Origin of the sequence: Methyloprofundus sp., assembly GCF_965251085.1 — a bacterium.
Lineage (GTDB): Bacteria > Pseudomonadota > Gammaproteobacteria > Methylococcales > Methylomonadaceae > Methyloprofundus.
Genome location: NZ_OZ252594.1, coordinates 1695038 through 1715254 on the forward strand (window position 1 = coordinate 1695038; position 20217 = coordinate 1715254).

At 39.3% G+C, this 20217-nt stretch carries 17 protein-coding genes; 13 read left to right on the top strand and 4 right to left on the bottom strand.

The features are described from left to right. Window positions 1-361 precede the first annotated feature (361 nt). From ACQY3F_RS07765 to ACQY3F_RS07810, 10 genes are all read left to right on the top strand, one after another. Window positions 362-949 carry a hypothetical protein gene (locus ACQY3F_RS07765; protein ID WP_428354301.1) on the top strand — a complete coding sequence of 196 codons (588 nt, stop codon included), beginning with the start codon at window positions 362-364 and terminating at the stop codon, window positions 947-949. Window positions 950-1026: 77 nt separating this feature from the next. Continuing rightward, window positions 1027-1638 (top strand): hypothetical protein, encoded by a 612-nt coding sequence (locus ACQY3F_RS07770; protein ID WP_428354302.1) that lies wholly within the window; start codon window positions 1027-1029, stop codon window positions 1636-1638. 704 nt (window positions 1639-2342) lie between these two features. Continuing rightward, on the top strand, window positions 2343-4682 hold the full coding sequence (locus ACQY3F_RS07775; RefSeq protein WP_428354303.1) for a protein kinase domain-containing protein: 2340 nt from the start codon (window positions 2343-2345) through the stop codon (window positions 4680-4682). A 156-nt stretch (window positions 4683-4838) separates the two neighbouring features. Further along, a complete protein-coding gene (locus tag ACQY3F_RS07780) occupies window positions 4839-6257 on the top strand; it encodes a PP2C family protein-serine/threonine phosphatase (protein WP_428354304.1) in 1419 nt (472 codons plus the stop codon). Next, window positions 6254-8557 (top strand): SUMF1/EgtB/PvdO family nonheme iron enzyme, encoded by a 2304-nt coding sequence (locus ACQY3F_RS07785; protein WP_428354305.1) that lies wholly within the window; start codon window positions 6254-6256, stop codon window positions 8555-8557. The genes ACQY3F_RS07780 and ACQY3F_RS07785 overlap by 4 nt, the downstream gene beginning before the upstream one ends. 333 nt (window positions 8558-8890) lie before the next feature. Then, window positions 8891-9355 carry a hypothetical protein gene (locus tag ACQY3F_RS07790; protein WP_428354306.1) on the top strand — a complete coding sequence of 155 codons (465 nt, stop codon included), beginning with the start codon at window positions 8891-8893 and terminating at the stop codon, window positions 9353-9355. Window positions 9356-9600: 245 nt separating this feature from the next. After that, window positions 9601-10953 (top strand): protein kinase domain-containing protein, encoded by a 1353-nt coding sequence (locus ACQY3F_RS07795; RefSeq protein WP_428354307.1) that lies wholly within the window; start codon window positions 9601-9603, stop codon window positions 10951-10953. Window positions 10954-11112: 159 nt separating this feature from the next. After that, on the top strand, window positions 11113-12099 hold the full coding sequence (locus ACQY3F_RS07800) for a hypothetical protein (protein WP_428354308.1): 987 nt from the start codon (window positions 11113-11115) through the stop codon (window positions 12097-12099). Between the two features lie 126 nt (window positions 12100-12225). After that, window positions 12226-12552 (top strand): hypothetical protein, encoded by a 327-nt coding sequence (locus ACQY3F_RS07805; RefSeq protein ID WP_428354309.1) that lies wholly within the window; start codon window positions 12226-12228, stop codon window positions 12550-12552. A 273-nt stretch (window positions 12553-12825) separates the two neighbouring features. After that, complete coding sequence (locus tag ACQY3F_RS07810) at window positions 12826-13290, top strand: hypothetical protein (protein ID WP_428354310.1); 465 nt, start codon at window positions 12826-12828, stop codon at window positions 13288-13290. Window positions 13291-13316: 26 nt separating this feature from the next. Here ACQY3F_RS07810 and ACQY3F_RS07815 read toward each other — a convergent pair whose 3' ends face one another. Together ACQY3F_RS07815 and ACQY3F_RS07820 are read right to left on the bottom strand one after the other, a co-directional pair. Next, window positions 13317-13829: a YqhA family protein gene (locus ACQY3F_RS07815; RefSeq protein WP_428354311.1), complete on the bottom strand. Its 513-nt coding sequence runs from the start codon at window positions 13827-13829 to the stop codon at window positions 13317-13319. Window positions 13830-14012: 183 nt separating this feature from the next. Then, entirely contained in the window at window positions 14013-14726 is a 714-nt protein-coding gene (locus tag ACQY3F_RS07820) for a DUF3313 domain-containing protein (protein ID WP_428354312.1), read from the bottom strand. Between the two features lie 183 nt (window positions 14727-14909). Between ACQY3F_RS07820 and ACQY3F_RS07825 the strand changes: the two genes are divergently transcribed. The 3 genes from ACQY3F_RS07825 to ACQY3F_RS07835 all read left to right on the top strand — a co-directional run bounded on the left by ACQY3F_RS07825 (window position 14910) and on the right by ACQY3F_RS07835 (window position 18141). Then, window positions 14910-15371, top strand: a complete 462-nt coding sequence (locus tag ACQY3F_RS07825; RefSeq protein ID WP_428354313.1) for an AMP-binding protein — start codon at window positions 14910-14912, stop codon at window positions 15369-15371. A 21-nt stretch (window positions 15372-15392) separates the two neighbouring features. Further along, window positions 15393-16754 carry an IS1380 family transposase gene (locus ACQY3F_RS07830; protein ID WP_428352972.1) on the top strand — a complete coding sequence of 454 codons (1362 nt, stop codon included), beginning with the start codon at window positions 15393-15395 and terminating at the stop codon, window positions 16752-16754. Between the two features lie 307 nt (window positions 16755-17061). Further along, on the top strand, window positions 17062-18141 hold the full coding sequence (locus ACQY3F_RS07835; protein ID WP_428357634.1) for a class I adenylate-forming enzyme family protein: 1080 nt from the start codon (window positions 17062-17064) through the stop codon (window positions 18139-18141). Between the two features lie 74 nt (window positions 18142-18215). On the opposite strand, the gene ACQY3F_RS07840 is transcribed toward ACQY3F_RS07835, so the two are convergent. Both ACQY3F_RS07840 and ACQY3F_RS07845 read right to left on the bottom strand, forming a co-directional pair. Further along, complete coding sequence (locus tag ACQY3F_RS07840) at window positions 18216-19256, bottom strand: hypothetical protein (RefSeq protein ID WP_428354314.1); 1041 nt, start codon at window positions 19254-19256, stop codon at window positions 18216-18218. Window positions 19257-19258: 2 nt separating this feature from the next. Next, window positions 19259-20161 (bottom strand): hypothetical protein, encoded by a 903-nt coding sequence (locus tag ACQY3F_RS07845; protein ID WP_428354315.1) that lies wholly within the window; start codon window positions 20159-20161, stop codon window positions 19259-19261. Window positions 20162-20217: the final 56 nt, after the last annotated feature.

Sequence of the window (20217 nt, forward strand, 5' to 3'; positions counted from 1 at the left end):
TTTTATTTATATACATGGCTCTTATTAACTATTTCTGACAATACCTCGAATGTCAGAAGCTTCGATAGTTTATAATGAATCTAAAATGTGTTTTTTAGGAGGGAAAGTGCGGATATATTTTACTATTATTTTAATAGTCTTTCCATGAGTGTTCCCCTTAAGGCATAAGATAGCAAGGAATCATCCCACAAACCAGCGCTCTAAAGCTCACCAAGAAGCTTTTCTTCGTATTTTACAAAATAGGCTGCTAGTGATAGAAGATGTGGTGGTTTAAAAACATGAAAAATAAATAAAAAAAGACTTGCAATTGTAAATAAAATTTTCGAGATTTTACATTTTTTACCCTAAAATGGAAATCCGCATGATCAATAACCTCTCCTTGAATGATTTGCTCCTGACTCATTGCAATGAAAGTATGGAAAAAGCACTCGCAGCAGAACGCCACCCTGTCTGGCAAAGGTCATGCCCTGAAATGAATGATATCGACTTCATTCGTCTCGGGCTAATGCGCTGTATCAGCGCAGTTGATAGTGGTCGGCACTTTATACAAACAACCGAAGAGCTTCACGGCGAACTCCTGCCCCACTCAACCTACTTTAAAGCATTGAAGTCTTCAAGACGCACGAGCATGCTTGAAGCCATCGAACGCCAAAGCTATAAAACTCACTGTAAGTATTTGGCCAGCTCAGGAATTGATTACCTTAAATCATTTCCTGAACTTGATGAATATACGGTAGAAGCCGCAGACGGACATTTTATTGATCATGCCTGCCATACGCCCAAAGGAAATAACGGAAAAGTCTACGCAGCCGGGTTTATTTATGCCATGAACCTCAGAAATGGATTGCTTAGACCCGTTTGCTGTATCACTAATGGGACAAAACGACATCATGAACTCCCTATTTTACGCAATCATATTGAGCACGAAAATGTCAGTGTCGCCCGCTAGAAAAGACCCTTTATGTGTATGATAAGGCGGTCACAGACTTTCCTTGGTGGGCAAAGCAGAAAGCCCACCAAAATCACATGATATCCGTTCTAAAAGAAAATTCAGTGGCCACATGGATTGAATCCATTGCCTTTGATGTCAATAACCCAACCAACACGGGCATTGAAGATTACAGCATTTATGAAAACCAAGGGGTGAAGTTTAATGTCGTCCATTACCGTGACCCCGAAACACAAAAACTGCACCGCTTTGTATCGACGTTACCGATATCAATAAACCCAGGGACTATTGCCATCCTATACTACAAACGCTGGACTATTGAAAAGGCCTACAATAACAGCAAAAGTGACCTGAAAGAGAAAAAGGCATGGTCTTGTTCGGTTAAGTCACTTAATAATCAAATGCGTCTCACCACTATGACTTATAATTTGATGCGCGTTTGTGAAGAAATTTCAAAAATACAAGATCCGAAGTTGGTTCATCCTTCGGATAAGAAATATACCAAATCACTTGAAAAAAGACAGGAAAAAGCCAAGAAAAATGGCGGCTTTGTTAACCCATTATTATTTCTGAAAAGAATCGCGCGTATCAGCTCATCTACCATTCGAGCCGTTCAAAGTGCGATAGTGACTGGAAAACCTCTGGTTGATCTTATGCAGGCTCTCGTGGCTCGATTAGTTCCTGGGTAGGTGAGAATATGGATACACTGATGAGTCTTTCCATTCTTTTCAATAAAAGCATCAGAATTTCTTCAGACTGAAGAAAACTTCTCACTTCGTTTAAACAGAATAATTGAAATTTCTAGCAACAAAGAGCTCAAAATTGAAGATAGGATTGTGCTGTTAAATGCTGAACTAAAGCAATTAGATTTCAATGTAGAAAAATTAAAAACCAGCTAGTTGGCACTACAGATTTGGCTTTTTTGTACAAATCATTGAATTATGAAAATATTTTCTTCGATATTGAAATTACACTTGAATGATGCTGAAATCTCTTACAAAAGTCAATAATTTTATTTGAAAAAACGATAAAAATGGCACTACAAACTGGCAAAAAACACCATTGATTTTAAAGCTTTTTTTTTAAAAAAAACCGCTTAAATGGTGAATCAATAGCTTAGAAAGATAAAAGTGACGAAGATGGGCTAAGAAAAAAGTTTAATTAATTTTGGTTAAGGTATTTAGTGGAGAAAATTGAATAGCGTTGGTATCAGATAACTCAGACGAATCTATAAGGATAAATTCAAATACTTTACTATTGATTAGTGAGTTATTGCCGATTTAAATTCCAACGCATGTCACCCCAAAATGGAGATATGGAAAAGCAAGTCCTGTATCGCTATAATCAGCGATAGCTCTAGCTAATAGCATCAAAAATCACAGAGATAAATGTAATGACAGGCCACGAACAAACCTTAAAATCCGGTAGCCAACTGGAAGAATTTCGCATAGAAGGGGTTCTGGGAGAGGGAGGCTTTGGAATCACCTACCTTGCCTTTGATACGAATTTTCAGAGGCATGTTGCGATAAAGGAATATTTTTATGCGCCGTGGTGTTTTCGCAGTGAAGGCAATAGCGTAAATTCTCGTAGTAACCATAAAGAAGATTTCAAATATGGACTAGACTCTTTTTTACAAGAGGCACGTACCATTGCGAAATTTGAGCATCCCAATATTGTAAAAGTTATCCGTTTTTTTAAAGCGAATGGAACGGCCTATATTGTTATGGAATATATAGAAGGTCAAACGCTAGGGTCAAAAATCGATGAGTTCAAGAATGAGTCTGGCCAAGGGATGTTTAATGAAAAAGAAATGCTTTTTGTGCTAGACCCTATTATAAATGGATTAAAGAAACTGCATCGTGCAAACGTTTATCACCGGGATCTTAAACCCGACAATATAATGTTACGTAAAAAGGGCTCGCCAGTACTGATAGACTTTGGTGCAGCTCGGGAAGCGACGGGCAATAAAAGTCAAAACCTTTCCATGATAGTGACTGAAGGGTATTCACCACTTGAACAATACAATAGCAAGACTAAGCAGGGGCCTTGGACAGATATCTATGCGCTTGCGGCGGTAGCCTATACCTGTTTAACAGGAGAAAGGCCATTTGATGCCACACACCGATCTCTAAATGATGAGCTTATTCCCTTGGTGGAAGCAGCAAGAGGCCAAGGTAGCTTGAATTTCTTGAAAGCTGTAGACAAAGCACTGGCTATACGCCCAACAGATCGGCCACAGACATTAGAGGAATGGTGGGAACAACTCGAACAGGGTGAAGAAGTAAAAGCAACAAGAGGAAAAGATGTTTACCTTAAGGAAGTCACAGAGGAATCACTAGTTAATTCAGGGTGTCAGCGAGTAATAAGCTATCAAGGGAAAAAGTTTAATGTAAAAATACCCGCTAAATCAAAATCAGGTACTCAGCTCAAATTAAAGGGAAAGGGAGAACAGGGAAAAAATGGGGGAGATAATGGTGATTTATTTATAGAAGTTATCATAGAAAAATCTGCTGTAAGAGGGAATGATATTTATCTTAATGAAAGTATTAAGGAATGGGAGGCAAATAAAGGATGTCAGCGATTCATAAGCTATCAAGGGAAAAAAATTAATGTAACAGTACCTGCTGGGACTAAATCAGGTACGCGATTAAAATTAGCTGGAAAAGGAGAGCAGGGGAAAAGTGGTGGAGAAGATGGTGATTTATATATAGAAGTTAAAGTAAAAAAGCCCAAACCAAAAAATGGAACAGATATTTATCGAGTTAAAAATATCTCAGCAGAAATAGCCAAGACGGGTGGTAAGATTGAGTTTGCTATAACTGAGGGCGATTATGATTTTTTTTTAATTCCAAAAAATACGAGTGATGGAGATAAATTTACGCTCTTAGGAAAAGGAAAACCTGGAAAAAATGGAGGTCGGCCTGGTGATTTATTGTTAACAGTAAATGTTGAAGAAGAGGTGGAAGAGGTTACTTCTGAATGGAATAATGCAGTAGATGATTTATTTTGGCGACTATTTTCATTTGAAGGGCGTTTAAATCGAGAGGGTTTTTGGGCTTTTACGGTTTTCTTTATGTTGGTTGAATTAGGCCCCTATCTATATCTCCACTCTGGTCTTCAGTTAAGCTGGGTTAACAGCTATTTAAATATGATGGGTGAAAATGAAATTATTCTTAACTATGGTTTGCCAGGCCTATTGATTCCATGGCCTGCCTTTGGTTTTTTATTTCCAGGACTGATAATTGCAGTCTCAGAAAGTATAGGATTCAATGATGTTTATTTGCAAGGTACTTTAAATCATATGGCTGTGTGTAATATATTGCTATTATGGCCTTCAATTGCTGTGCAGACGAAACGAAGTCATGATGTTGGTTTACCCGCAACACTAATACTTCGACATTATTATCTGCCAATATTTGGGTCTTTAGTTATATTTGATCATAATGGGTTTCAAGCAGGAAAAAATCTTAGCAATGAATATGGAGAAAGGCCAAGAGATTTATTGGACGAGCAAGGTATATTTGCTTTAAGTATTAAGCGTATATTTGATTATTTTATATTGGTGCCTATTTTTATGGTAATGCTGGGGGTGCTTCTATTAATAATTTCGGTTGCTCTTTTTTTATTACTTCACATAGCATCATCTTTATATGAAGGTAAATTTGTGGCCGCAATAGTTACTGGAATATTGCTTTTATGGTTGGTATCCAAGTTTGGTAAGGGTGACAAATAGCGAGTTATTTTTTATTGAGAACAAGGTACGTAACTAGGTCATAGCTTGTTACTTAACTATCCGGAATTTGAATTTCCATATGCGTACTGCAGACATTCGTCCAACCTTATTTCGATAAAGATTGTCTACTAAAACTTTAATTAAAACAGGCATAGCATGAGCAAAGAAAATTGTTTTGCACTTAATCAAATTCAAGGGCAACGTGAATACCAAGAAGACTTATGCGAAATACTCCCCTCCGTTATTTTTCCAGAGGAACAAACAGGGATATTACTGATACTGTGTGATGGAATGGGGGGAGCAGCGGGGGGAGAAGAGGCAAGTGAGCTAGTCTGCAGGAGCTTCAGAGAGGCTTTTGTTTCATCCGAACTTGCAATGCATAATCGGTTTCAGTTCGCCTTAGAAACAGCTCATCAATTAGTTATTGAGTATACAGAAAATCATCCTGAACATCGTGAGATGGGGACTACTTTAATAGTCGCGTGTATTACGGAGCAAAAATTATACTGGATTAGTGTGGGTGATTCTCCGTTATGGTTGTTGCGCAATGGTCAATTACAAAGGCTAAATGCGGATCATTCCATGGCACCTGTTTTTGCAAAAATGGTTGAAATGGGCGAGTTATCTGAAGAAGAGGCTGCCAGTGATCCAAAACGACATGCATTACGCTCAGTAATCAGTCGTGGAAAAATAAAAGAGGTTGATGTGACGGATGATGCATTTGGCCTTCTGGTAGGTGATCAAATTCTATTAGCTAGTGACGGTATAGAAACACTGACAGATGAGCAGATTGCACAGATACTCTTAAATGATAAATACTCAAATTGTGAACAGGCTTTGGATAACCTGTTAATCGCTGTTGAAGCTGAGGAAAAGCCTGAGCAAGATAATGCCAGTGCGATTCTTTATAGAGTTGAAGCAGAGAATGCTACTGATGAATCAATTTATTCTAAAAATAATGGGGCAAAAAAAAAGCACGGATTTTTAGCAACTCAGCCGGGCAAAGGGCTTTTGTTGATTAGTTTAATTTTCCTATTGGGTTATCTATTTAAAGGGGAAGATAAGCCACCATCAACAACGAGCCGTTTTAATTTATTGTTATTAGAATGTCAGCTCACAAACCGAACTATTGATCTTAGATTACCCATAAAAGACACGCCTGAATTAGCAAACTCGGTATTTAGGCAGGAAAATAAAAACTCAGCAGAGAAAACAGTAAGGTTTAAAGCATTTTTGCCTAATAAGTGGCTTGAGGTAGAGAGTGAAAGAGAGCTAATAGCAGATAGGTTTAGAGATTCCATAACAATTGGCTCAAATACTTTACTGCTAATAAGTGACTTTTCTTGCTTGCCAAACTATATGAAGTCAAAGGTAATCGATAGATTAGTCATTAATAAACTCATTCCCCCAATAAATATGCAGTTTAAGGGTAAGAAAGGAGGAAGTGAAAGAGTGCTTTCAACGTCACTGCCTGTATCGCCAGAAAAGGAGGAGGCAAGTTTTTTAGAGCGAGAGTCTGACACTCTTCAATCTAAAAATTCAATAGCACCACAAATGACTGAGATACCTCAATGACAGACCACGAACAAACCTTAAAGCCCGGTAGCCAACTGGAAGAATTTCGCATAGAAAGGATTTTAGGCGAAGGTGGCTTTGGTATTACCTATCTGGCTTTTGATCAGCATTTTCAGAAGCATGTTGCGATAAAGGAATATTTTTATGCACCGTGGTGTTTTCGCAGTGAAGGCAATAGCGTCAAATCACGTAGCAACCATAAAGAAGATTTCAGATACGGGCTGGACTCTTTTTTACAAGAAGCACGTACAATTGCGAAATTTGAACATCCCAATATTGTAAAGGTTATCCGTTTTTTTGAAGCGAATGGAACGGCCTATATTGTTATGGAATATATAGAAGGTCAAACGCTAGGGTCACAAATCGATGAGTTCAAGAATGAGTCTGGTCAAGGGATGTTTAATGAAAAAGAAATGCTTTTTGTGCTACAGCCTATTATAAGTGGACTAAAACAACTGCATCGTGCAAACGTTTATCACCGGGATCTTAAGCCCGACAATATTATGCTGCGTGAAAAGGGTTCACCTGTTCTGATAGACTTTGGAGCCTCTAAGGAAGCGATAGGAATAAAAAGTCAAACTATAGACGCAATAGTTGCCGCTGGGTATTCACCGATAGAGCAATATAGTACTAAAATCAAGTTAGGAGCCTGGACTGACATCTATGCGCTAGCAGCAGTCGCCTATACCTGTTTAACAGGAGAAAAGCCTGATGAATCCACACATCGAGTTATAGATGATGAGGTTATTCCCTTGGTGGAAGCAGCAAGAGACCAGGGTAGCTTGAATTTCTTGAAAGCAGTAGACAATGCACTCGCTATACGCCCGGCAGACCGCCCTCAAACCCTGGAAAAATGGTGGGAACAGCTCACAGGTGGGAGAGAAAAAGGAATAAGGGGGGATGATGTTTACCTTAAGGAGAGAATTAAGAAAAGGGAGGCAAAGCAAGGTTGCCGTAGGTTAATTACCTGTAATGGAAAAACAATTAGGCTATTAGTGCCCGCTAATTTTAAGTCAGGTACGCAGATCAAATTTAAAGGAATGGGAAGGCCAGGGGAAAATGGAGGAGAAAATGGTGATTTATATATAGAAGTTATCGTAGAAAAACCAGATTTAAAACTAATACTAGGAGGGAGCCTGATTCTTCTTATGATTATTGGTCTAGGAATCAGTCAGAAAGATAACCTAGAGCAGTGGGTAACAGATTATAGGTATAAACAAGAAGAAGCGAGGCAACAAAAGCAGGCAGAAAAGCAGAAAGCCATTGAATCACTACTGGCAAGTGCTGAGGCCAATATAAAACAACTGCACCTTAGTAGTCCCAATGGCAATAATGCCGTAGAGAAGTACCAGCAGGTATTGCAACTGGAGGCCGGTAATGTTCAAGCTCAGCAAGGCTTGAAAGTCATTATCGACAAATACCTGAAAATGGCTGCACTATCCCAGCAGCGTAATGATTACGTCAAAGCAACAAGGCAGTTACAACAAGCAACGACTATCAATGCAGGTGACCCACAGTTAGCCAAAGCGGAGCAAGGCTTAAAAACAGCACAGCAAGCTTACGAAGCGGAACAGGAATCACAGGCTCGTAAAAAAGCCGAACAAGCGGCAGCAGAAAAAAAACGCGCGAACAGTCCCAGAATCGCTATGGTCAGAATTACTCCCGGTTGTTTTTTGATGGGAAGTGAAAATGGTGAGAGTGATGAAAAGCCTGTACATCGGGTTTGTATAACGAAAAGCTATGAACTAGGCAAATATGAAGTCACCCAGGCACAATGGAAAAAAGTAATGGGTGATAGTGATAATCCATCATTCTTAAAAGGCAATAATAAACCAGTAGACGGGGTCGGCTGGGTTGAAGTCCAGGATTTTATTCGTAAACTGAATCGGCTAAGTGGTCAAAACTATCGCCTACCGACCGAAGCCGAGTGGGAGTATGCTTGTCGCAGTGGAGGAAAACAGCAAAGCTATTGTGGCGGTAATGATATAGGTAGTGTCGCTTGGTATTATGAAAATGCTGACTATAAAATACAAAATGTCGGTAAAAAGAAAGCGAATGGGCTGGGGGTGTATGACATGACAGGTAATGCTTGGGAATGGGTGTCTGATTGGTACGGTCGTGATTATTATTCGCGGAGCCCAGTTTATGACCCTAAAGGACCGTCTAATGGCTCTATCCATGTATTCCGAGGTGGCAGCTTGAGCAGTTACGTTGGGGGTGTGGGCTCTACTATTCGCCACAGTAGTTTGGGTGGTGGCATGGGTGGTGCCTCTTTCATTGGCTTCCGTCTAGCCCGGTAAGTAAGTGAGTAAAAATAATCTAACATTTTTTTACCACAGAGGACACAGAGAGCACAGAGTTTTTTGTTGTGAAAGCTCTGTGCTCTCTGTGTCCTCTGTGGTTAATTTGATATTGCTTTATATTACTTTTTGTTAGAATAATTTTGCACGATTACTTAGGTTGGGGTGAGGCACGAACCCCAACAAATAAACAACAAAAAACCATGATTCAATGATGCCTGTTTTGTGTATAAACGCAACTACTATAGACTCATAACTCGATTGCCACAAATGCAAGCTGGTGACTATAGCCGTAGGTTAACAATGAACCGAAAATGCATTTAGGAGGAATAAATGCACTTACTTTTTACTCTAATTTTAATCATTTTTCCACTCTCTTCAATTAAAGCATCAGAATTTAAACAGACTGAAGAAAACTTCTCACTTCGTTTGAACAGAATCATTGAAATTTCTAGCAACAAAGAGCTTAAAATTGAAAATAGGATTGTGCTGTTAAATGCTGAATTAAAACAATTAGATAGAAATGTAGAAAAATTAAATCGCGATTTTTTAATTGAGCATAAGCAATTATTTTTTAAAATGGCTGATACTCGAAACTACCTAGAAATTTATCTAGATCAAGACTTTACGACTAATAACTGTGATAGTGATCGTCTTAGAATCATCCATGGGTTTTCTCCTCAAAATGCTTATCCAAAAATGACTCAAATTCCAGAAGGTGCTTATTTTTCTTTAAGGGTTCTTTCAATTCTCTGTTCTAATCCGTCCATACTAGATTTTACTCCAAAGGCGCGCTGAGAAAAAAGTTTAATTAATTTTGGTTAAGGCGTTTAGTGGAGGAAATTGAATGGCGTTGGTATCAGATAACTCAGACGAATCTATAAGGATTAATTCAAATACTTACTATATGATTAGTGAGTTATTGCCGATTTAAATTCCAACGCATGTCACCCCAAAAGGGAGATATGGAAAAGCAAGTCCTGTATCGCTATAATCAGCGATGGCTCTAGCTAATAGCATCAAAAATCACAGAGATAAATGTAATGACAGACCATGAACAAACCTTAAAGCCCGGTAGCCAACTGGAAGAATTTAGTATAGAAAGGATTCTGGGAGAAGGTGGCTTTGGTATTACCTATCTGGCTTTTGATCAGCATTTTCAGAAGCATGTTGCGATAAAGGAATATTTCTATGCCTCGTGGTGTTATCGCAGTGAAGGCAATAGCGTAAATTCACGTACCAACCATAAAGAAGATTTCAAATACGGGCTGGACTCTTTTTTACAAGAAGCACGGACACTCGCACAATTTGAGCATCCCAATATTGTAAAAGTTATCCGTTTTTTTAAAGCGAATGGAACGGCCTATATTGTTATGGAATATATAGAAGGTCAAACGCTAGGGTCAAAAATCGATGAGTTCAATAATGAGTCTGGTCAGGGGATGTTCAATGAAGAAGAAATGCTTTTTGTGCTACAGCCTATTATAAGTGGACTAAAACAACTGCATCGTGCAAACGTTTATCACCGGGATCTTAAGCCCGACAATATTATGCTGCGTGAAAATGGTTCACCTGTACTAATTGATTTTGGTGCAGCTCGAGAAGCAGCGGGCAACAAAAGCCAAAACCTTTCCATGATAGTGACTGAAGGCTATTCACCGCTTGAACAATACAACAACTCGAGTGTGCAAGGCCCCTGGACAGATATCTATGCGCTTGCAGCGGTTGCCTATACCTGTTTAACAGGAGAAAAGCCATCTGATGCCACACATCGAGTTCTGGATGACCAGCTTATTCCCTTGGTGGAAGTAGCAAGAGACCAAGGTAGCTTGAATTTCTTGAAAGCAGTAGACAATGGACTCGCTATACGTCCGACAGATCGCCCCCAAACCCTGGATGAATGGTGGGAACAACTGATACAGGGTGAACAAGAAGAAGTTAATGAAGTAAAAGCAACAAGAGGGAATGATGTTTACCTTAAGGAAACCCTAGAGGAATCTCAAGCGAATCAAGGATGCCAGCGTTCAATAAGCTATCAAGGGAAAAAATATAATGTAACAGTACCTGATGGTACTAAACCAGGTACACAACTAAAGTTATCAGGCAAAGGAGAGCGGGGGAAAAATGGTGGAGAAAATGGTGATTTATATATAGAAGTTAAAGTAAAAAAGCCTAAACCAAAAACTGGAGATTATATTTTTCGAGTTGAAAATATCTCAGCAGAAATAGCCAAGATGGGTGGTGAGATTGAAATTGCTACTACAGATGGTGATTATGAGTTTTTTTCAATTCCAAAAAATACGAGTGATGGAGATAACTTTACGTTATTAGGAAAAGGATACCCTGGAAAAAATGGAGGTCAGCATGGTGATTTATTTTGGCTATGTATACGTTAGGTGTTGGTGAGGCTTGTACCCTCAATGATTAATGGGTTTTATAATTTGTCACAGGACAGTGAACGCAGGCACTTATGCCATTACCAACACTTTATGCATACATAGCCTTTATTTTTAACCGTAACACTTGTAGAAGAGGGGGGTAAGTCTTGGCGGTATTTGTGGCCAATAATATGGGGAATAATTGCTCTAACATGGGTAATTATTTTTGGAGGCATATTTTCTAGTTGGTACAACGATTCTTCCTCAGAAGAAACAACGGATGGCTCAGCAATAATGCAATCCACATCATCTGGAGTAACATCACAAGAAAAAAGGATACTCAGTCACTTAACGATAACAACGGATCCAGCCAACGCAAGAGTACGGATATTAAATATAGTACCTAAATATTATGATGGTATTGAACTTCAGCCAGGGAAATACCATATTGAGGTTAGAAAATCAGGCTATGAACAATATAAGGATTGGCTAGAATTAAAAGTAGAGGATACTGAATATACTGTAACTTTAGCTCCCATTCCTGAAAGCCCTTTACCAATTGAGGAGGAATTACAAGCAACCAATTGGCCAATTAACCATTGTTTACTGGCAGGTTGGGTTTCTAGTGTTATTAAGAGTGATTCCGGTTTTAATCAATGTGTTTTACCTTATGCTGCTAATGAATTTGTTGAAGAGCGCGGTCTTTCAAGTTATGGAGGATCATCAGCATGTAGAGGTTATAATTCAGGTAAATACTTATTTCGATGTAATCCTGAGCTATTTGGACCAGGCCCTACTGATTATGAGATGCAACTTTTAAATATTTCAAATGCCAGAGGGGCAGAAGATAATGCAGCTCATAAAAATAAAGGAGCATGCGTCAGTACTGGAGGAACATACATAGGAATTACTAAAAGATGTTTAATTTTTAGTGAAAAGTTAGATGCACTGAAAAGTAGTCTAGGAGAAAAAAGCTGGATAGAGGCAATGGATTCATATACATTTGAACGATTTTATCGAAATAAATTTATTCCACTGAGAAAATATATAGAATCATTTTGTGAATTCTATGTGGGCGCTGGAGATAAAGCTAAAAATTGTGCTTCAATGAACATTCAAGTTAAAAAAATCGTTAATCGAGCAAATGAATTAGGGTTATACTAAAGTGCGGCTGGGCTGAGGAGCACACTCTAGCAAGATGCGGCTCAATAAACAAAAAAAACATGAATATTAGGTGTTTTAAGCATCCAGCACTTAATACTTTCTTTAAAGTGGATGCAGGAAAAAATCATGAAAAAAGTAAGTTTAAAAACCACCTTGATAACGGGAATGTTGGTAGTGACAAGCCAATCTGTTTTTGCAGAGAAAGTGTATGATTCAGATGAGAGCACTGTTTCAGCTGAATCTGGTTTCTATTACTCCTCAGAACGCATGTCCGCAGGAAATGCTGCTGTAAAAGCTGAAAATATTCTTACAAAAAAATGTAGAGATAATAACTGGTCTTCAGCTGATCGGATTAGTGTCAGTGGCTCACCGCGGTGTATTGAAAGAAACGGTGAATATAAATGTACGGTTATTCTTAAAGGATATTGTTATGGATACAGTAACGATAGATAAGCCCCAGGGCAAACTAGTTTCAGAAGGTTTTGTTTATTGCCTTCTCAGTCCCGCTTGAAATAGCCATTGACAGGATGGATAGTAGGGGGGCTGCGGTGGAAATAATGGGGCAGCTTAGTGAAGAGAAGCCTTTTGTATTTCCCCTCCTTTTTCATAGCTAAAGGTAAAGCGCGGTAGATTGGGGTGAGGTACGAACCCCAAAAAAAACTAACGCAAGCTAGTGGCTGTAGCCGTAGATTAACAATGAACCGAAAATGCATTTAGGAGGAATAAGTGCGCTTATTTGTTACCTTAATTTTAATCATCTTTCCATTCTTTTCAATTAAAGCATCAGAATTTAAACAGACAGAAGAAAACTTTTCACTTCGTTTAAACAGAATCATTGAAATTTCTCGTAACAAAGAGCTTAAAATTGAAAATAGAATTGTGCTATTAAATACTGAATTAAAACAATTAGATCTCAATGTAGAGAAATTAAATCATGATTTTTTAATTGATCATAAAAAACTATTTTTTAAAATGATGTCTACTCGAAACTACCTAGAAACTTATTTAGATAAAGACTTTACGGTAAATAACTGTAATAGTTACCGTCTTAGTATCATCCATGGATTTTCTCCACGGAATGCTTATCCAAAAATGATTCAAATTCCAGAAGGGGCATATTTATCTTTAAAGGTTCTTTCAATTCTCTGTTCTAATCCATCCATTCTAGATTTTACTCAAAAGGTGCGGTAAGAAAAATACTGGGCTAAAGCCACGCCCTACAATTCTTTTTTTAATATATACAAGCTAATAGATAATAATAAGATAGAGATAGGCAGCACTAACATCTCCCAACTTGCCTCTGCGAAATGGAGCAGGGTGTACTTTAAAAAGAATACGAAAAGAATGACGATAATCACTTCTATCAGCATCATTTTTAGTTGGCTAATATTATGAATGTTCAGCCACTCGAGTTGATGCTCGGATGAACCAATCGGGCGTCTTAAAATAAATATCTGAAAAATCCCATAGCTGAAAATCAGCAATACCAAAGCAAATAGAAAAGCATCCAGAGATTCAATCAAATTGATGATAGCCAGGCTTGAACTAGAAAGATGCTGATGTACGCCAGTTTCAATCTGCCCCGTTAAATAGACATTAATTGCCTTGATGGTTTTCGAGGCGCCCATAAAAAACATAAAGCCCGAGCCTACAAAGGAAAAGACTATTGCGATTAAGCTAATATAGCGTAACAGTAATACTTTACTTACAAGGGAATCAATTTTTTGCATAGACAGTTGATCTTGAGAGTGGTGAAAATATACTTCACGCGTTCACGGATGCGGAGAAGAGTTAAAGAAGTTATAACATGATCAGAATGCAGTAAGGAAGCGAGGCCTTTAGCCTCACCTTAACATTCTGGGCTAAAGACCTTGCCTCCTGGTTGTCAAACCTTTAAAAAAACGCTTTGAAGTTTATAGTTTTTCACCAATACTTAATTTCGGAGCTACACAATGACTACCACCACGTGATATACATAAATGATAACTCCCGCGATTAACCCAGAACTGCATAACATTTTCAACGTCACCCCAGGATGATAAGGATAAACTATCCAGAGTTTTACCTCCGATTCGTTCATCAACGCCTGCCGCTAATAATATACCCGTCTGCGCATCGGTAATTTTTGCTTCAACGCTAGCTTTGCCGACTAAAGGCGATTTTCCGGTAACCAGACTCGCTAGTTTAGTTGCAGCATTTATTTGCGGCACTATGGTTGAAATAGTTTCTAGCGCCACACGTCCTTCTTCCAGCTTAACAATAGCTACGCTGATGCGTAGGGTATTGGGTTCAGGCTGTCTAACCATCTGGTAATTTTGTGCTAACTTGTTATACATTAAGTGATAAAAATAATCGGCCATTTTTTGTGCGTCAGTAGGCGAAACGCCACTCAATTGGGATTCATGACCACGCCAAAGCGTTACCGGGTCTAATAAAACTTTAGTATATTTTTTCCAGTCAGCATCAGGGTTGTCATAGACACGTTCGGCCTGACCTTCTTTGCCTTTATGCAATAGTGAATAATCGGCTAAAAATCCGGTATATTGGGGTACCGGACCTGGTTTCGTAGCTGCACATCCGACAAGAAATAAGCTGATAAGTATTATCAAAGGGGAGAATAGTTTCATAAAAATATCCTTTAGTTAGGCAGATCCGTTATTGAATATAAATTATATATGAGAAGAAACCAGGATGCTGTATATTTTAAACAAAGACCAACCCGGTCTTAATATTTTTTTTTAGAATTTCTTGCTATATTTGTATATCAGAGCATAAATGTACTCACAAGATCGGAGAAGAACCTGATATCTATGAAAAAAACTCAATTACAAGCGTTGCTAGATCATGCAATAAGCGATAGTCCAGATAAGACTGCGATTCACTTTAAGACACATTCCTATAGCTATTTAGAGCTACATCATTTATCAAAAAAACTAGCCGCTGGTTTACAAAATAATGGCGTTAACAAGGGAGATAGAGTTGCTATTTTCCTGCCCAATTGCCCAGAAGCGGTTATGTTGTTTCTGGCTTGTTATATGCTTGGTGCTATAGCTGTCCCTTTAAACTACAGATACTTAAGTGAAGAGGCACGATACGTCATCGAGCGAACTGGGGCAAAAATTATCGTATTTCACAGCGATAAAAAAGAAATCATAAATAAGCTGCAGGATTTGTTTTCCTCACAAAATATATACCACCTAAATCCTGCAAGCATTATACATAATAATCCACAAAACTCCTTATTAAACAATGATATAATATCATTTTCCTGATTTCACTATCTCATTGTTTTAATGAAGCCCTCTAAAGTATCAAAATCCTCATCTCACGTAAGAAACCGTACCCGAACGGTAAAAATGACATCTACAGCACATGGATTGACAAGCCAGGCGGGACTGATTCCCGTCGTGAAATATTTAGACAGGATAGGTTTTGAAAAAACCGTAAAACAAAGCGTTCCACATCGGCGGGGTGAAAATGCAGACCATCACTTATCTGATGTGGTTCTATTGACGTTGGTTGGCATGATGGGGGGAGCAACATCAATGGCAAAGGTGACGACCGTATGGGCAGATAGCGTACTGCGCAAAGTAGCTGGCTGGATAAAGATTCCTGTTGAAACCACAATTTTACGGATCTTTAAAGAAGTAAGTGATAGGCAGATAAGCCAGTTTGAAACGCTCACGCATACTTTGCGTGGTCAACACTGGCGGCGATTGCTTCGTTCCGGAAAATCGAAAACTGGCATACAATCCGTCCAGTGGGTCGATGTCGATTCAACTGTGGACACCGTTTGTGGTCGACAAGAAGGAAGTGCCAAAGGCTTCAACCCCAAAAAGAAAGGTGCCCGTTCATACCATCCACAACTCGCTTTTCTAGCGGAAACAAAAGAAATTTTACAAGCCTGGTTCCGGACAGGCAATGCCTTTACAAGCAATGGTGTTGTAGAATTTACCAAACAGTTACTTGCACACTTGCCCAATCGGATGCGCATTATTTTTCGCGGTGACAGTGGTTATTTTGTCGGTGATTTGCTTGAATTTCTCGATACCAGAGGGCATGGGTATCTAATAAAGGTTAAACTTAAGAATTTGAACGCATTGCTGGCCAAACAGGCCTGGACAGCCATACAAGGCCGACCCGGTTGGGAGCAGAGCGAGTTTCAATATCGTTGTGGTGGCTGGTCTCGCTCTCGTCAGTTTGTCGCGGTCAGGATAAAGCAACCTAAACAAGTGACAGGACCTCAGTCCGAGCTTTGGGATACGGCAGAATATGACTATTTTTGTTATGTAACAACTGAACCTCTATCGCCTTGGCAAACACATAAGAAGTATGGTGAACGAGCGACGTGCGAAACATGGATTGAAGAAGCAAAATCACAAATGGGTTTAGGTAAAATCAGAACGAATCAATTTCTGGCTAATGCCGCATTATTTCATTGCGCCGTTCTTGCCTACAATACCGTGCGCTGGATGGCTCAATTGAGTGGCAACAAAACGTTGTGCCAATGGGAGCCGGATACACTTCGTACTTATCTGATTCGGGTGGCTGGAAAATTACTCACAGGCAATAATCAGCTGAGAGTCAGAACACCTGCAGATCCGCTCTATCCACAGGAATGGGATGATTGGGTTAAGGTGGGGTTACTCGCTTAACATTAACCGAAGTTAAGTCACTTTGATTAAAAGGTCATGGCACGTTGGCAGGGTGTTTATTGCCTTGGGCTCGGGGGATATCCATACGATACAAAAAATTTCCTCTATTTATGATTTAAATCTGGATATTTTGATCGGTTGGACAAAGAGGGCTGGCAAAGCGGCAGTAAAAACCTAATAACCACTTAGCTAGACAGGTTAATGAGAGTCAAAATATGGGCTTGCAGGATTTAGGTACCAGTTAAGTTATTCCGATACAGCTTCACGATACCGTTCAGTAAAAGATCTTTTTGATTGTCCCGAGTTAATTAAGGAAGTCGAATTAGAAGAGCTATCTCCGGCTTTTATACTATTTACTTCTGGCAGTACTGGGCAACCTAAAGGTGTTACTCATTCGCATAAAGGTGCTTTTAACGCGATACAAATTTCTCAACAGGCTCTGGATATAGTCAATCAGGATGTGGTGTTGGTGGGTAAACCTATTAGTCATGCTGGCGGACTGCAAACTCAGTTAATGCCTGCACTATTGGTAGGTGCAGAAGTTATACTTAGTATGAAACCTACTCCAGCGTCTGCGGTAGCCTTGATCAAACAATTTGCTGTGAGTGAATATGGCATGCTGGCCAGCGATCTTCTTGATTTTATAGAATACCTTGAGCAAAACCCTTGTCCTTTACCCAGCCTTAAAAACGGTATCGGATCGGGTGATGCGGTTCCAGTTGATCTACATCATCGGTTTAAAGATATCTTCAATTGGGAACTTCTTGAAGGTTGTGGAATGACCGAAATCGGTTGTTATTATGCCATGAATCCACGCTATGAAGTGCGTAAATGGGGTTCAATGGGAAAGCCTTGTCCTAATACACAAATATCTATTATTAATGAACAAGGCGAAACAGTAAGCCAGGGAAAAACAGGTGAAATAATAGTCAAGTCACCTTCATCCACAATTGGATACTGGCAAGATGAAGAAAGCACCCAGCAATTATTTAATCAAGGCTGGTTATACACCGGGGATTTAGCATATCAGGACGAGCAGGGGTACTTATGGTTTGTAGGTAGAAAAAAACTGATGATAGTGCGCCGAGGTTCGAATATATCCCCAGTTGAAGTAGAAAATATTATCGATGAACATCCACTAGTTCACGCATCGGTTGTTGTCAGCTATCCAGATAATCGGGACGGACACGTACCTGTTGCTTTTGTCACCTTATTAAATAATACGCTTTCTCTGACTTCTTCAGAATTAGATGTTTATGTGAAATCCAGATTAGCCGCGTATAAAACCCCAGCGCATTATCTGTTTCTTGAGGAACTTCCACGCAACGCCACAGGAAAGTTTGACCGCCATCATCTAGAAGAGCTTGCGGTATCAATGGTTCTTTAAACCTAGAAAAATAAATGTATGAAATAAACTAATAACTTTCCGTGGCATCTAATTTGTTAAATAATATTTATGCCCTAAAAAGGTTTTTTGATTAGTAATTCCACATTTAAATCAGCCGGTTCTCCCAACTGAAAAGCTAGGTTGAAATCTGGGTCGTTTACACTTAACTCCCGACTAATAGAAGCCATATTTAAGATATTCAAATTAGCGGCATTTGGCTTAGGCGGCGCTAAATGATCGAAGATAATTCCAAAAATCGATAAGGTTCCATCTTTATTATCGACAATTTCAATTGAACGACCCTGTTGTGGATAGTCTATATGTGAGGCGGTATTTACTTCCCAAAATCCGGGTATCAACAATGCAGTAGAATTAAAGCTACGGTGAGACCAGATACGGTTAACATGGCTATGCCCATTAACCCATAAAATTACATTGGGGTAGTTGAGAACTAATTTCTCGATATCAGCAGCAAGAACTTTTACCGGATCTGGATCGCCGCGCATTGAAGTGCTATTGTCCATAGTCATTAGGTTATGATGACTGAAAATAACGATCAATTTATCCGGATTATCGGTGGTCACTACATTACCACTGGAATCGAGATATTTACTACTGTTTAACTGCAATTGTTCTGCAAACCAGGCTTGTTGATTAGTGCCTATAGATCCGCCATCTTCACCACTAATATTTACTGTGTCGAGTACGATGCCAACAACTTCATCGCTCATATCGAAGCTATAGTACAAAGTATTATCTGCAATATTTTGTTCAGTAAAACCGTGGCCAACAGGACCAGGCAGGGCAGGTGACTGGAAGTGCATATCCAGGAATTTGGCAGTCAGATATTGCGCCCGGTCTTCATTAGCAGGTACTTCTCGGGTAACCCGGTTTTCATAAATGCTGGTTACACATGTTGGGGTAGGGAATCCGAGACAATCTTCGAAAGTATCTATGCTCATACCCGTTGGTAAATCCAGAAACATAACCGAACCAAAATCAGGAACATTTCCTGTGGCAATCTGATCCCAATAAAGGGCTAACTGTGGGGCTAAGGCACGGAAATAGCCAACTACGGTACCATCATGATTACCATGAGTAGAGTACCAGGGCATATTTAAACCTGTTGCCTGAAAATTATTGGTTGCCGCTTGTAATAGTCCAGGATACTCAGGGAAACCATATTCGCGTTTGAATTGGTCTGGTTTAGCGCCCGGTGGTGGTGGGTTAGGGTGGTAATATTGATCATAAATTCAGGGTATGCTGGCAGATAAAAATCATCCTGAACACCAATATAACCTTCGCCTGATGTATCTGCAGTAATAAATCCGCCATCAAGTAGGTTGATATAGTTTCTTAACTCATTCATCTGTCGACCATCACCATTATCGCCAGTTGATATTAAAAAAGAAAAGTTTTTTCCAGTTGCAGGCCCGCCAGTAAAGCTCTGTACACGCTGTATCATGGCATCGGCAACCTGTAATGTCAGAGCCTCCTGATTTCTAAAATCTGTGCGGTAATCAATGCCGAATTTACGCGCAAAGGGATTGCGCTCAGGGCTTTGTGCATCAGATATATGCATATCAGTAAAATGTACAAAGCTGATTAAGGATTGGCGGCGTTTATTACGTCCAAACTGCGCTTTGGCAAGGTCCTGACGTATAATCAAAGGCCAGCCGTGTTGGTATTGCAAGTTCTTATAACTATGGCTTTTTTTGCTTTTGGCTATACCAATCGATTTATCTATGGTTGTCCCTGCAGGATTTTTAACTAATTGACGCGTGGGTGTATAAGGCGACTGACCATGGGGTAAATGTTTATGTTTATTGCCAGAATGAGGCTTGTGACCTTTATTGCTAGCATTGGTTGGTTTGGCCTTTAAAGCGTTAACCAAGCTGTCAGCCTGTAATTCACAGTGATTATTGGACTTTAAGTTTTTACTGCAATTTGCTTGCGCATATACAACACCGTTCATAAATAAAAATACTAAACAGGATGATAAATAATATTTATTTTTCACTGAGAGCCTCCAGACTATAAAGTAGCAAACTTGCGATTATGCAATGGGCTTTATTC